The organism is Vibrio tasmaniensis, assembly GCF_024347635.1.
GTDB lineage: Bacteria > Pseudomonadota > Gammaproteobacteria > Enterobacterales > Vibrionaceae > Vibrio > Vibrio tasmaniensis.
In genome coordinates this window covers 1,617,750-1,631,977 of record NZ_AP025510.1, presented here as the reverse complement: position 1 = coordinate 1,631,977, position 14,228 = coordinate 1,617,750, and the positions used below count along the sequence as shown (strand labels likewise).

Annotated in this window: 12 protein-coding genes; 1 reads left to right on the top strand and 11 read right to left on the bottom strand. The window is 44.8% G+C overall.

The genetic code is table 11. The features are described from left to right. Nucleotides 1-104: 104 nt before the first annotated feature. The 10 genes from OCV44_RS07515 to OCV44_RS07470 all read right to left on the bottom strand — a co-directional run bounded on the left by OCV44_RS07515 (nucleotide 105) and on the right by OCV44_RS07470 (nucleotide 10,803). The gene (locus OCV44_RS07515) at nucleotides 105-1,325 is read right to left on the bottom strand and encodes an ammonium transporter (RefSeq protein WP_139683904.1); all 1,221 of its coding nucleotides are present in this window, start codon (nucleotides 1,323-1,325) and stop codon (nucleotides 105-107) included. Nucleotides 1,326-1,778: 453 nt separating this feature from the next. Further along, nucleotides 1,779-2,195: a hypothetical protein gene (locus OCV44_RS07510; protein WP_139683905.1), complete on the bottom strand. Its 417-nt coding sequence runs from the start codon at nucleotides 2,193-2,195 to the stop codon at nucleotides 1,779-1,781. Further along, nucleotides 2,179-3,252, bottom strand: coding sequence for a formate dehydrogenase subunit gamma (locus OCV44_RS07505; protein WP_139683906.1), 1,074 nt, complete (start codon nucleotides 3,250-3,252; stop codon nucleotides 2,179-2,181). Before OCV44_RS07505 ends, OCV44_RS07510 begins: the two co-directional genes overlap by 17 nt. 13 nt (nucleotides 3,253-3,265) lie before the next feature. Continuing rightward, a complete protein-coding gene (fdh3B, locus tag OCV44_RS07500) occupies nucleotides 3,266-3,874 on the bottom strand; it encodes a formate dehydrogenase FDH3 subunit beta (RefSeq protein WP_010440854.1) in 609 nt (202 codons plus the stop codon). A gap of 11 nt (nucleotides 3,875-3,885) precedes the next feature. Then, nucleotides 3,886-6,741, bottom strand: coding sequence for a formate dehydrogenase subunit alpha (locus tag OCV44_RS07495; RefSeq protein ID WP_139683907.1), 2,856 nt, complete (start codon nucleotides 6,739-6,741; stop codon nucleotides 3,886-3,888). Nucleotides 6,742-6,751: 10 nt separating this feature from the next. After that, nucleotides 6,752-6,952: a twin-arginine translocation signal domain-containing protein gene (locus OCV44_RS07490; protein ID WP_170213695.1), complete on the bottom strand. Its 201-nt coding sequence runs from the start codon at nucleotides 6,950-6,952 to the stop codon at nucleotides 6,752-6,754. 76 nt (nucleotides 6,953-7,028) lie between these two features. Further along, the gene (locus OCV44_RS07485) at nucleotides 7,029-7,691 is read right to left on the bottom strand and encodes a TorD/DmsD family molecular chaperone (protein ID WP_139683909.1); all 663 of its coding nucleotides are present in this window, start codon (nucleotides 7,689-7,691) and stop codon (nucleotides 7,029-7,031) included. Between the two features lie 9 nt (nucleotides 7,692-7,700). Then, complete coding sequence (locus tag OCV44_RS07480) at nucleotides 7,701-9,362, bottom strand: 4Fe-4S binding protein (protein ID WP_139683910.1); 1,662 nt, start codon at nucleotides 9,360-9,362, stop codon at nucleotides 7,701-7,703. Between the two features lie 297 nt (nucleotides 9,363-9,659). Next, on the bottom strand, nucleotides 9,660-10,349 hold the full coding sequence (locus OCV44_RS07475; protein ID WP_139683911.1) for a DUF3306 domain-containing protein: 690 nt from the start codon (nucleotides 10,347-10,349) through the stop codon (nucleotides 9,660-9,662). Further along, nucleotides 10,339-10,803 (bottom strand): DUF3305 domain-containing protein, encoded by a 465-nt coding sequence (locus OCV44_RS07470; RefSeq protein WP_135443078.1) that lies wholly within the window; start codon nucleotides 10,801-10,803, stop codon nucleotides 10,339-10,341. The genes OCV44_RS07475 and OCV44_RS07470 overlap by 11 nt, the downstream gene beginning before the upstream one ends. A gap of 369 nt (nucleotides 10,804-11,172) precedes the next feature. Here OCV44_RS07470 and fdhD point away from each other — a divergent pair, with 369 nt between their 5' ends. Then, a complete protein-coding gene (gene fdhD / locus OCV44_RS07465; RefSeq protein WP_139683912.1) occupies nucleotides 11,173-11,994 on the top strand; it encodes a formate dehydrogenase accessory sulfurtransferase FdhD in 822 nt (273 codons plus the stop codon). Nucleotides 11,995-12,237: 243 nt separating this feature from the next. Here the strand turns inward: fdhD and OCV44_RS07460 are convergent, their stop codons facing one another. After that, a complete protein-coding gene (locus tag OCV44_RS07460; protein WP_009846736.1) occupies nucleotides 12,238-13,821 on the bottom strand; it encodes an ABC-F family ATPase in 1,584 nt (527 codons plus the stop codon). Nucleotides 13,822-14,228: the final 407 nt, after the last annotated feature.

The following is a 14,228-nucleotide window of genomic DNA, read 5'->3' as shown; positions in this document are numbered from 1 at the left end:
TCTCTGTTTTGCTTTTCACAGAAATAAAAAAGCGACCGAAGCCGCTTAGATTTGTTTAACTGATGTCTACTAGATTTAGCTTTAACCCATCAAAACGAACGACGTTAGTCTTCGTTGATAGACGAGATCTTATGGATTGAAAGATCCGCACCGTTAAATTCGTCTTCTTCACTTAACCTTAGTCCCGTTACTTTGCTCAACACACCGTAGACAACCAATGCACCGATTAAAGCTACCGTAATGCCCGCTAGCGTCCCAATCACCTGAGCGGTCAAGCTCACGCCCCCTAGCCCCCAGAATGCTTGCTGACCGAAGATACCCGCTGCAATGCCACCCCATGCACCACATACACCGTGCAGTGGCCACACACCTAGCACATCATCTATCTGTGTTTTGTTCTGCATGTAAGTGAACAAGTAAACGAACAATGCGCCAGCTACGCCGCCTGTTACCAAAGCACCTAATGGGTGCATTAAATCTGAGCCGGCACAAATTGCTACTAAGCCAGCCAAAGGACCGTTATGGATAAAGCCTGGGTCATTTTTGCCTGCCACAAGCGCTGCTAGAATGCCGCCGACCATCGCCATAAGTGAGTTCATGGCTACTAGGCCGCTGATGCCATTGATAGCCTGAGCTGACATCACGTTGAAGCCAAACCAACCCACACATAAGATCCAAGAACCCAATGCTAAGAAAGGAATGTTTGATGGTGCGAAGTTGGTGTGTTTGCCTGCGCGGATACGGCCTTTACGCATGCCAAGAAAGTATACTGCAACCAATGCAATCCAGCCGCCAACACCATGAACCACAACAGATCCTGCAAAGTCATGGAAGCCATAACCGAATTGCACCTCAAGCCAATCTTGAAAGCCAAAATTGCCGTTCCAGATGATGCCTTCAAAAAACGGGTAGATGAATCCAACGGTAAACAGTGTTGCAATCAAGATTGGATAGAAACGTGCGCGCTCTGCGATACCACCAGAAACGATCGCTGGAATCGCTGCGGCAAAGGTCATTAGGAAGAAAAACTTAACCAGCTCGTATCCATTCCCTTGCGATAGCGTTTCTGCGTCGGCAAAAAAGTGCGCGCCGTAAGCGACCCAGTAACCGATAAAGAAGTAAGCAATGGCGGAGACTCCAAAGTCCGAGAGGATCTTGACCAACGCATTAACTTGGTTCTTCTTTCTAACTGTACCGACTTCCAAAAATGCAAAACCAGCATGCATTAAGAAGACCATGATCGCGCCTAATAATAAAAACAGAGTATCCGAACTCTGCGTCAAGCTCTGTACTGCGCTATGAACTTGGTTAACCGTTTGACTCATTAAAGCTCTCTCCCTTAGCTTTGTCTCAATTGCACTAGAACCGTGCGAATTGATGCCGTAATTAATTAAAGACTCAACAGTAAACGCAAGATGCGTTCCAACACGCTCACGTAATTTTCGTGCAACAAGCTTTCAATTTAAATCTTTGATTTTATAAGATTTAAATTATCAGTGCACTTTTTTGGACATTTGAGACGGAGAGATGTTTAAAATTAATTGCACCAATTGAGGGAGTTGCACCATATTAGCGCGGTCAATATCAAGCTTGGTTCTGTTTTAGAGCTACCCCAAACATTTTGAAGAATTAGCTGAAAATCTTCTTCCAAGTTGACTAGACACTTGTTCTAGATGGACAAAAAAAGCCCAGTGACTCGAATCACTGGGCTTTCTATACGATGGTTGCTTTGAGTAAATCGTTCTAGATAAGTTGTTATCTAGTTCGTTTGATACTCACTACAGGTTTGGTCCTGTTGTCGGGCTTTGCGGTAGGTTTTGACTTAAGCGCTGCATGCCTTGATACATACGAATAAACCACACCACAATCGCAACACCACCAAACAACATGCCCACATATGGAATGTAGTAAGCGATATCATCGATAATATGGTTTTGATACCAGTAATCGTTCACACCGATCAACACGCCGTTAGAGGTTGCTACCGTGACGATAAGCACAACAAAGAACGTCAGGTTCAAGAAGAACGAGCGAATCAAGCCGTAGTAATGGGTATCCACTACTTCGCAGTCTTCGCCTTTATCTAATCGATAGCCCGCGTAGACGATGGCAATCACACCAGACAGAAGACAAGTAAATGGGGTAAAGCAGCTTAGGATGTAAGCAACCCAAATACCCTTATGAGGTTTGTTCATTCTTATTCACCCCTTCCGTTTTCTCTGTTGCTACGTTAGCGCTTTGTTCAACGCTGTTTTTCTCTTGTTCCATCACTTCTTTGTACCAAAGGTCATGGTGCTCTTTAGCCCAAGTCTCATCGACTTCACCGGTTACCATGCCTTCTAGTGCGCCTTCCATACCGAACAAGCCAATATAGATGTGGAACACAAAACCACAGATAAGGATCAGAGCAGCAAGCATGTGAACTAAGTTCGAAAGCTCCATATCGCGTCGGGTTTGGCCGAAGATTGGGAAGTCTAAAACCAAGCCACTGATCGCAGCGACACTACCCATAACAATCAATAGCCAGAATAGCGCTTTCTCACCCGCGTTCGAAAACTCTGCAGATGGATGAGAACCTTTATGTTTCCCGACCATACCACCCAGTTTTATAAACCACTGGATATCGACCATTTTGAAGATCGATTTGCGCCACCACTTGATTAGAACAGCCATCAACAGCACATAGAAAATCGGGCCGATGTAGTTGTGGTATTGCTTCGCCAATAGAACGATGAAGCCCCATAAATCGGTTGGAATATAAGGTTTCAAGAAGTGTTTACCGTAAACCAACATCAAACCACTGAACGCCAGTGTTAAGAAGGTAAACGCCATGCTCCAGTGCAACGCACGATCCAGTCGAGACCAACGCTTGATCTTACGGCCAGTTCTTGGCGCACTCAGCATTAATGGGCCAATCACAACGTACATTAGAGTAACGAAAGCAATACTGCCAAAGATAGCAACTGCGCCGGCTGGCGACATCCACTTCTCTTTCAATATGTACCACGTTTGCCCGGGCGTACTGATTAACACACCGTGCTCAGCAGATTGAGATGTGGTGTAACCTTCCTCACCGTTTCTTACTTGTCGCCAAAAATCAGCGCCAGCAAGTTGTGTAATTTCTCTTTCAGCAGAGCTCGATTGAGTTTGTGATGAGTTCGTCTCAGATGCATGACTCAAAGGAGACAGCATTGTTAGTGCTGCCAACATCGGCAGCACAACAAGGAAGAGACGCTTAAACATTGTAAGCATATGTCTCTCCTAACTAGCTCTTCATCGCATCGTAAGAAAGGTCGTTGCCGTCTGTCCAACCAGCACCTTTCGCACCACGTTCTACAACACGCTGACGGAAGATATCAGAGACTTGCTCAGCATCACCTGCAAGCAGCGCTTTTGTTGAACAAAGCGAAGCACACATTGGTAGCTTGCCTTCAGCAATACGGTTCGCACCGTACTTCTGACGCTCTTCCACAGAACCTGGTTCTGTTTCAGGGCCGCCAGCACAGAAGGTACATTTGTCCATTTTACCGCGCTCACCAAAGGCTTCCTGTTTAGGGAATTGAGGTGCGCCAAACGGACAAGCAAACAAGCAGTAACCACAACCGATACATAGATCTTTATTGTGAAGTACGATGCCGTCTTCTGTATGTTCAAAACAGTCTGCTGGGCAAACTGCCATACAAGGGGCATCAGTACAGTGCATACATGCGACTGAGATAGAGTTTTCACCCGGTTCACCATCGTTCAGTGTCACAACGCGGCGACGTTGAATACCCCATTCCAGAGCATCATCATTTTCGTTCTTACATGCAGTGACACAACCGTTACATTCGATACAACGTTTGGTGTCACAAAGAAATTTCATTCTAGCCATTTTAAGACTCCTTACGCTTTACGAATATTACAAAGGGTTACTTTCGTTTCCTGCATCAACGTGACAGGGTCGTAACCATATGTGGTTGCTGTATTGGCAGCTTCGCCAATAACGTAAGGATCAGAGCCTTCTGGGTATTTAGAACGTAAGTCTTCACCTTCAAACTTACCACCGAAGTGGAACGGCAAGAACGCTAAACCCGGTTTAACACGACGAGTAACCATCGCTTTCACCTTGATGCGGCCTTTCTCAGCACCTTCAACCCAAACATCATCACCATCTTTAAAGCCAATGTCGTTTGCGTCTTTCGGGTTCACTTCAACAAACATCTCTTGTTGTAGTTCCGCTAGCCAAGGGTTAGAACGGGTTTCTTCACCACCACCTTCGTACTCAACCAGACGACCAGAAGTCAGAATGATTGGGTATTCAGCAGACTTGTCTTGGTCTTGAATTGATTTGTACAACGTAGGAACACGGAAGATTGCTTCCTTGTCATCCCATGTTGGGTAGTCTGCAACAAGATCACGACGTGGCGTGTAAAGTGGTTCACGGTGCAGTGGTACGCGGTCTGGGAATGTCCAAACAATCGCACGCGCTTTCGCATTACCAAACGGGATACAACCATGTTTGATAGCCACACGCTGGATACCACCAGAAACGTCAGTCTTCCAGTTCTTACCTTCCGCTGAAGCTTTCTCTTCTGCGGTTAGATCGTCCCACCAACCCAGTTGTTTCAGCAGTTTGTCACTGAATTCTGGGTAACCGTCTTTGATTTCGCTGCCTTTTGAGTAGCTGTCTTCAGCCAATAGACTTTGACCTTCAAATTCGACACCGAAACGAGTACGGAAGTTACCGCCGCCCTCAGCAACAGGTTTAGACGTATCGTAAAGGATATGCGTACCTGGGTGTTTCATCTCTGGGTTGCCCCAGCATGGCCAAGGAAGACCGTAAGTCTCGCCATTCGCTGGGCCGCCTTCTGCAGCAAGCGTTGTTTTGTGGAACGTATGCCAGTTTTTTTGGTGTTCTTTCAAACGCTCTGGGCTTTGACCTGTATATCCGATCGTCCACATACCTTTGTTGAATTCACGAGTAATGTCTTCAATCAATGGTTGGTTGTTCTCAACACGGATGTTTTTGAACAGTTGCTCAGAGAAACCAAGCTTCTTAGAAAGAAGGTACATTATTTCATGATCAGGCTTAGATTCGAACAGAGGATCAACAACCTTGTCGCGCCACTGTAGAGAACGGTTTGATGCCGTTACACTGCCGTAGGTTTCAAATTGAGTGGTTGCTGGAAGCAAGTAAACGCCATCTGTTCGATCGTTCATTACTGCTGCGACTGTTGGGTATGGGTCAACGATAACCATCATATCCAGCTTCTGCATCGCCTTCTTCATCTCTGGACCACGAGTCTGAGAGTTCACCGCGTGACCCCAGTAGAACATCGCGCGGATGTTTTCGCGCTGACGGATCTTGTCTTTGTCTTCAAGTACGCCATCAACCCAACGAGATACAGGAATACCTGCACTGTTCATTGGTTTTTGACCACCGTATGCGTTGTCGTCGAAACGTCCTTTCACCCAGTCAAAGTCGATGTCCCAAACTTTAGACCAGTGGCGCCAAGAACCTTCAGACAGACCGTAGTAACCTGGAAGCGTGTCAGACAATACGCCAAGGTCAGTTGCGCCTTGTACGTTATCGTGACCACGGAAAATGTTTGCACCACCGCCTGATTTACCAATGTTACCTAGCGCAAGCTCAAGTACACAGTAAGCACGCGTGTTGTTGTTACCAGTAGTATGTTGAGTACCACCCATACACCAAACGATACAACCCGGACGGTTTTCAGAAAGCAGTTTTGCTGTGTGGTAAACGTCTTCTTCGCTTACACCAGTTACACGCTCAACTTCTGCTGGGTTCCATTTCGCCACTTCTTCACGGATTTCTTCCATGCCGAATACACGTTGGCGAATGAACTCTTTGTCTTCCCATTGGTTTCCAAATACATGCCATAAGATGCCCCAAATGAAGGCAACATCTGAACCTGGACGCAATGATACGTAGTGATCAGATTTCGCAGCAGTACGCGTGCGACGAGGATCGGCAACCACGATCTTACAGTTGTTCTTCTCTTTCGCGATCAGGATGTGTTGCATCGCAACTGGGTGAGCTTCTGCAGGGTTTGAACCAATGAATAGCATTGATTTACAGTTGTGCATGTCATTGAACGAGTTTGTCATCGCACCGTAACCCCAAGTGTTCGCAACACCGGCTACTGTGGTTGAGTGACAAATACGCGCTTGGTGGTCAACGTTGTTCGTGCCCCAAAGCGACGCCATCTTACGGAATGCGTAAGCTTGCTCGTTACTGTGTTTCGCACTACCCAAGAAGTAAACCGAATCAGGGCCAGATTCTTTACGAAGTTCTAGCGCTTTGTTGCCGATTTCTTCAATCGCTTGTTCCCAAGAAAGCTTCTTCCACTTACCGCCTTCCAATTTCATTGGGTACTTAAGACGACGTTCACCGTGGCCGTGCTCACGAAGTGCAGCACCTTTTGCACAATGTCCACCAGCGTTGAATGGGTGATCAAATGCAGGCTCTTGACCCGTCCACACACCATTTTGAACTTCAGCATAGATACCACAACCTACAGAACAGTGAGAACAGATAGTACGTTTCACTTCTGTTTTCGCTTCTGGATCGACTGATTTAGCCTGTGCTTTCTTCATCATGCCTGGTGCGAATAGACTTGCGCCTACTACCGCGCCACCAGCCGCTAATGAAGTATTTTTCATGAAGGCACGTCGAGACACGCCTAACTGATTGGTTTCTTTGCTCACACTATCGGAGCGTTTGACAAGTTTCATCCGTTATCTCCTAAAGTGTGTCGTAGTAGTCGCGAATATGCTGCGTTTCACGATAGTCCGTCTTCTTCACGTCTTTTTCAGGCATTTCAATCGTTTCTGAAGCGGTTGCCACTTTGGTTGTTCCAGCGACAACGGCACCAGCAACGGCTGCAGTCGTTAAACCTTTGAGTAAGTCTCTACGGCTTGTATCTATTTCTTTATTATCTTTCATCATTGCTTCCTTACCTTACGGTAGATCTTTTTGGAGGCTTCATGCCCCTCTATCGATATAATCGCGTACTGCTCGATTACTCGTAATCAGTGACGTTTTTCACATCAATCTTTAATTTGTGTTTACTGCTTTTTGTATTCACGCTGAAACGAACTTGCTCCAACGTTAAGAATGCTTCACACAGCTGAGCTGCTGATTTGTAGAAGTTCGCACTTTCTGCACTTTCAAGCTGACGCGTAAAAGAGTTAAACCAAGGGCCAAGGTGCTTATTGAAAACGGCTTGTTGAAGCGCTTCTTCTTCACCGGTTAGCATCGCCATTACTTCACACAATGCAGCAATATGATCTTCTGGCTCTTTCACTTGATCATCACGCTCAATGCCTAAGAGCTCTAGGTCATGACGAATCTCTGCTAATGGTTTTTCCATCATGGCGCCAGTTCTATGCCAAGAACCAAAAGGAACAATCTCCCCACGACCAATGCCAATGAAAAGATTCTGATATTCATCTTCTAGTGCTTCGCGGTTTGATTCGGTTGCCGCTTGTTGAATCGCAATCCAAGCCTTTTGCATCGCACTTTCCGACGCTTCAATGTCTAGTGTCTTGAGAAAGTCGATCACCTCTTCAGAAGGTGCGCTACGAAAAAGTGCAGAAAGAACCAAATAGATTTCAGTTCTTAGTGTCTGTTCTTGTTCTAGTTTTTGTTCAGGTTCTTGTGCTTGATCTAAATGAGTTTCCAAGGCCAACTCCTAGTATTTCAATTGTTTCAATGGGTCTTGAGCCATTGAATCGAACATGTCCACCACACGGCAGTCTTCACACATCGCAATACGGTTGATTGCTGATTCGTCTGAAAAATGAGAGTGACCGCGTAACTTGTTTTGTAACATGTCAATCATAGACTGCGGTGCGAATGGTTTATGACAACGTAAACATTCCGCTGCTTTCTCTTCATGAATCACAACTGCGTTCTGACGTTCTTCTTTCACCCAATTCATGCGAGGAGTCAGAGTAAGAACATTCTCAGGACATGCCTTTTCACACAGACCACATTGAATACAGTCTTGTTCTACAAACTTAAGTGATGGAGATGCGCCGTCGGTATGAAGAGCACGTGTAGGACAAACCGCAACACAACTCATGCATAACGTACAATCTTTGCTTTCACACGAAACCGTGCCGTATGGTGCATTCGAAGGAAGCTCAACAATATTCTCAACCGGAATACGAGATGAAGACATCGCATCAAGTGCTGTGAACAGACGTTGACGTTTATTGCCTTGAAGATCGCCAAGTGCAAGGTCGAATGAATCAACGCACAGTGTTGGAGGACCTTCACGTAGAGATTCTAAATACAGGATATCGATGGTTTCTTTTGGAACACCGATTTGGTCTAGTAACTCTTGAGCGATCCCTACTTCGTTATTCAGAACACGAATGATCGTCTCTGGCATAAAGCGAGAAGCAGCAAATAGAACTTGAGTTGCGCCATTCACTAGCGCTGCAAACCAAGTATCAATACCAATAGAAGGCAGTTCTTCAACAACGATTGGAATAACGTTATCTGGCAGCGCTTTAAGAGCCATCACGTTGTAAGTTTCATGACGTGAGCTACAGATAAGTACGATTGGGTCCAGACCGCCCGCATGTTCATAGTTAGCTAGCGTACGTTCAATGAACTTTTGCGTATCGTCAGGATTTGGAAGCGCATAGGTAATCGCCTCTGTAGGACAGCTTGTTGCACAAGTTCCGACGCCTTGACATAGATAAGGGTTAATCTCGATCTTGTGACCTGTCTTATCTGAGCCTTCACTTGATAGTGCGCCAGCAGGACAAGCATCAACACAACGCTCACAGCCTTTTACGCCACGAGAGCTGTGTGCACAAAGGTCAGTGTCTAGACGGAAAAACTTAGGCTTATCAAAAGTCCCCATTAGCGTTGGAATCTCTTCCAGTGCTTCGGCCAGTTTTGGATAGCCACGGCCTACTGGGTAATAACCAGGGACAGGCACTTCTTCTGTCATGCAGCTATTCAGACACAGGTCTAGAACAACATCGAAACAATCGTGATTAATGGCGACTTTCGCTAGGTTGCTTGATGTGCCTTTACTCTCAATCACGACTTCAAACGTGCCAAGGAAACCGGATACTTGAACCGAATTCGCGAAGTACAGTTCTGGGTTTGCGCCCTTTTCGCCGTCTGTTGACAATAAGGTTAAGCTCGTTAATTGAGGTAATTGAGCTGCAGCACTTTCAATGATCGCAGTTGGACCAATAACAAGTGTATTACCGCCGCTTTCGTAGCTAACAGTAGGTGGAATCAGATTTGTTAACTCTACTGTATTTTCAAATGCATACCGTCTTGCTTTAGCGTTATTTGAAGTTGCTTGTTCTAATAATTGTTTAAGCATTGCTCAGTTCCATCTTTGGACATGGATAATCTGTTCAACCTTCATTGTAGTTAGCGTTAGAGAACTTGCTGAGTAATCGGTTAACAAGCGCTTTGGTTAGCGATTCATCATCCAGCCAATCTAACTCGCCCATCTACAAAAAAGTTGATAATGAACGTTAAATAGCAAATGCCATGCCAATTTAAAAATCTATATATATCAGTAAGTTAATTGATCAAGGCGTTTGTTGTGCGTATAAAAAAACCGCTTGGGACATTTTGTCGCAAGCGGTTCATTGAGTATTTAGTCAAAATGTACCTATTTTTTGTGTGGTATATTTTGTCCCACCTCTGTCAGGTCATCTTCGTCTGATAATGCAGCGTTAACATCAGGCACTGTGTTTTTATACAGGTCTTTTTCTTCTTCGGCTATTTCGGCACTTTCACTGAGTTCTGACTCGGTATCTTCGGCTTCATTAATAGGGTCATCAACCTCATTAATCACGGTTTTTTCTTCATTATCAGCAACTTGCTCAGTCTCGCTTGGTGCTTCCTCTTCAGTCTTGTCTTTTACCCAATCACGCAAGGTTTCTGCAACTCCTTCAGACAGAGACTTCAAATTGCTGTAATCGTCGTCGTAATCATCTAAACCATCACGAACGTTGAACTCTTCTGAGAGGAATAGTTTACGTAATGCGGCTTTTTTTACGCTTTCTGAGGCTTCTGACACTAATAATTGAGCAACAGACAAATCTTCAGTGGCTTCTGGTGCGGGATCTTGAACGTCAGCAGCGTGAACGTCTTCATTGGTTTCTGAAGCTTCACTCTCTAAAGACTGAGGCGCTACTGCTTCCATTTCAGACGAAAAATCAGCAGGCGAAATCTCAGAAGATGAAGAATCAGAGGAAGTGAGTTCTGGTGCTTCCAGTGTTTGCTCTACTTCCAAAGGTTCGTCAGTGGGTCCATCAAGCTTTCGTTGAGACCAACGGCTAAAGAAGTTAGTTGCCATTTGATCTTCCCGCGCCTTTGCGTTTCTTACGTCTTGTTTCTAATAACTCGCCATGACGACCAATGAACGCTTCCATCCAAGCCTGTACGGGCAAAGGAATGTCGTAGGAAAGTACTTGGTTGTCACCGTCCATGTATTGCCCTGCAACGGTTTGTGAGGCAGTAAGTAACTGAATGACGGGCTTAACATCAGAATCGACATTATCCATTACTAAGAAAAGCTTTGGTTGTTGGGAGCTTAAATTGAAACGGTAGTCAGTACGTTCGTCTTTGTGTAACTGAAGTAAACAAACGTCTTGGGCGTCATCTTCTGGTGACAGTTCAAACCCCTTCAATTCCCATTGAGTGGTTACCCAGATACCTGTTTTGATCTCTTTCTCTATTCTTTGGACACCGATTGGCCAAGCTGCTTCTGTTTTTTCATATTGTTCTTTGAATTCTTTTATCTCAGACATACTTCACCCAATTGATTTTCTCTGGTCTGAATGTGCTTAGGACATTTTGTACTTAGCTCAATCCTATAAGCGCTATCAAGCAATAAACACGCCAATACAGGTTAACTCCAATAGCACATCTACAATGTTCTTTATCAAGTTGTCACTTAACGTTAGTCGATACTGGTTATTTCATACAACTCCACTCGGTGAACTCTCATATTTTGCGCTATTTTAATCGAATGCTTCATGTTTTCCTGAATACCCGTTATTTTGGAATAAGATTTGCTTTAAGCATGAGTTAAAGAATCGATTAACAGGATCGGCGTTAGACCCTCTTGTTAACTTCTTATCTCTTAAAATCGCTATCTCATTAAGTAGGACGTGACTGTGGTAAAACCAAACATAATAAAAACTAGTGAAAACCCACTTCAAACAATCGAAGTTGAAGTGTTTGATGAATATGGTGAGAAGCTAACCAAACAGATCGCTTGTGAACGCCCTCTTACCGTCATGTTGAACTGGAAAGAGATCGTAACCCTGATGACGCTCGGCTCACGTCCTGAATCTTTAGTCTTGGGTTATTTGAAGAACCAAAGCTTCCTTTCTGACCCTGATGCGGTTGAATCTATCATCATTGATTGGGAAACCAGCTCTGCAGCGGTCATTACCAATGAAGATACGAGCCAGCTTGAGCAAGCGCTTAAGAAGAAGACGGTGACCTCTGGCTGTGGTCAGGGCACTATGTTTGGTAACGTGATGAAGCAGTTGGAAGATTACCAAGTGCCTCAGACCAAGATTAAGCAATCTGAAATTTACACGGCTTTAGAAGCACTGACCCATTACAACGACACGTACAAGAAAGCTGGCGCGGTACATGGTTGCGCAGTTTGCAAAGATGACAAGGTTCTATCGTTTGTTGAAGATGTTGGCCGTCACAATGCGGTAGATACGTTGGCTGGTGAGATCTGGCTTAACAAAGAGTCTGGTAAAGATAAGATTTTTTATACTACTGGCCGCCTGACTTCTGAAATGGTCATCAAAGTGGCGCAGATGGGTATTCCTGTTCTGTTATCACGTTCAGGCGTAACGCAAATGGGTTTAGATTTGGCTCAGCAATTTGGTATCACGACCATCGCTCGTGCTAAAGGCCTGCGTTTCCAAGTGTTCACTGGCGCAGAGAAGATTGAATTTGATGTGAAAGGTGAATAATCAGCAGTCGGAAAAAAGCGTAGGTTCGATTGGAGATTCACTAACCGCTTCTAATTGTAAAGTTCTGATGTAAAGAGTTAGTGACCCTTCAAGGATAGATACATAGAAACTTAGCTAGATACAAGATACAAAAACGCCGTCATGCTTTTCAGTATGACGGCGTTTTTAATTTTTAATTTTCGGTTTATAGCTTATGGCTGAATTTCCAACGCATTGAGTTGAAAACTAAGGCTAACTTAAAGCTTAGCCGCGTGCTTTCAAGAACTCAGCGTAAGTACCGCGGAAATCGTTGATCTTGCCATCTTTGATTTCAAGGATACGAGTTGCAAGCGAGTCTACGAATACACGGTCGTGAGATACGAAGAACAATGTGCCTTTGTAGTTCTCAAGAGCCAAGTTAAGCGCTTCGATAGATTCCATATCCATGTGGTTCGTTGGTTCATCCATAAGCAGGATGTTTGGCTTGTGCATCATGATCTTACCAAGAAGCATACGACCTTGTTCACCACCAGAGATAACCTTTACAGATTTCTTAATGTCGTCTTGACCAAATAGCATACGACCTAGGAAACCACGAACAACTTGCTCGTCTTCGCCTTCTTGGCGCCATTGGCTCATCCAATCAAACAAGTTCATGTCTGTCTCGAAATCGTGTGCGTGATCTTGAGCGTAGTAACCGATGTTTGAGTTTTCAGACCACTTGTACTCACCAGTACGTGGCTCAAGAGCGCCAGCTAGTGTGTTCAGTAGCGTTGTTTTACCCACACCGTTCTCACCGATGATAGCAACACGCTCACCTACTTCGAAAATACCGTCGAACTTGTTGTATAGGTCTTCTTCAAAACCTTGAGATAGGTTTTCAACCACAAGTGCGTTACGGAATAGCTCTTTAGACTGTTCGAAACGGATGAATGGGTTTTGACGGCTAGATGCTTTAACTTCGTCTAGTTGAATCTTATCGATCTGCTTAGCACGAGACGTTGCTTGCTTCGCTTTAGATGCGTTAGCAGAGAAACGAGATACGAACGTTTGAAGTTCAGCAATTTGTGCTTTCTTCTTCGCGTTGTCAGACAGTAGACGCTCACGAGCTTGTGTCGCAGCTGTCATGTACTCATCGTAGTTACCAGGGAATAGACGAAGTTCGCCGTAATCAAGGTCAGCCATGTGTGTACAAACAGAGTTTAGGAAGTGACGGTCGTGCGAAATGATGATCATTGTGCAGTTACGTTGGTTTAGCGTATCTTCCAACCACTTGATGGTGTCCATGTCCAGGTTGTTCGTTGGTTCGTCAAGAAGCATGATATGCGGGTCTGCAAACAGTACTTGAGACAATAGAACACGAAGTTTCCAACCTGGTGCTACTTCGCTCATTAGACCGAAGTGCATAGATTCTTCAATACCTACCGCAAGAAGAAGCTCACCCGCTTTCGCTTCTGCCATGTAACCGTCCATTTCAGCGAACTGAACTTCAAGATCAGCTACCTTCATGCCGTCTTCTTCGCTCATTTCAGGCAAAGAGTAAATGCGGTCACGCTCTTGCTTAATAGCCCAAAGCTCTTTGTGACCCATGATAACCGTGTCGATTACCGTGAATTCTTCGTAAGCAAATTGGTCTTGGTTTAGTTTAGCTACGCGCTCGTTTGGATCGTAGCTTACGTTACCAGCACTTGGCTCAAGTTCACCAGATAGGATCTTCATGAACGTCGATTTACCACAGCCATTCGCGCCGATTAAACCGTAGCGGTTGCCTTCGCCGAACTTAACTGAAATATTTTCGAAAAGTGGCTTAGCGCCGAATTGTTGGGTGATATTTGCTGTGGAGATCAATGCCGTTACCTTTTTAATGTGAAAAACGCCGCAACGTTACTTGTTCGGGGCTTTAACTGCAAGTCTTGATTGCAATTACCCGCTATTAAGTGAGTGATAACCCAACCAAATCATAGTTTGAGCTGACTCACACTTTTGATTTTCTATTTATTGACGAAAAGCCGCTGATTTTCAGGGAAAACAAAATATCAAACGGCGCCCTAAAATGGGAGAGATATAACGTCCCAAATCATGCCGACCATTGAATATATCGTATGCTGATTAGTTACAGTAAAACCAACCCGATCAAAGCAGGCACAGACATAGCCAAGACTAGCCTAATCCCTGACAATTTCATGACAAAATCGATCGAAACAGGAATAAAGTACTCGCCCCCGATACGGGGTTGGATTTCACAAAGTAAGATT

Bases quoted from the DNA above. Each gene is read 5' to 3' on its own strand.
- OCV44_RS07515 (WP_139683904.1), bottom strand. From the start codon at position 1,325: ATGAGTCAAACGGTTAACCAAGTTCATAGCGCAGTACAGAGCTTGACG.
- OCV44_RS07510 (WP_139683905.1), bottom strand. From the start codon at position 2,195: ATGAACAAACCTCATAAGGGTATTTGGGTTGCTTACATCCTAAGCTGC.
- OCV44_RS07505 (WP_139683906.1), bottom strand. From the start codon at position 3,252: ATGCTTACAATGTTTAAGCGTCTCTTCCTTGTTGTGCTGCCGATGTTG.
- fdh3B (WP_010440854.1), bottom strand. From the start codon at position 3,874: ATGGCTAGAATGAAATTTCTTTGTGACACCAAACGTTGTATCGAATGT.
- OCV44_RS07495 (WP_139683907.1), bottom strand. From the start codon at position 6,741: ATGAAACTTGTCAAACGCTCCGATAGTGTGAGCAAAGAAACCAATCAG.
- OCV44_RS07490 (WP_170213695.1), bottom strand. From the start codon at position 6,952: ATGAAAGATAATAAAGAAATAGATACAAGCCGTAGAGACTTACTCAAA.
- OCV44_RS07480 (WP_139683910.1), bottom strand. From the start codon at position 9,362: ATGCTTAAACAATTATTAGAACAAGCAACTTCAAATAACGCTAAAGCA.
- OCV44_RS07475 (WP_139683911.1), bottom strand. From the start codon at position 10,349: ATGGCAACTAACTTCTTTAGCCGTTGGTCTCAACGAAAGCTTGATGGA.
- OCV44_RS07470 (WP_135443078.1), bottom strand. From the start codon at position 10,803: ATGTCTGAGATAAAAGAATTCAAAGAACAATATGAAAAAACAGAAGCA.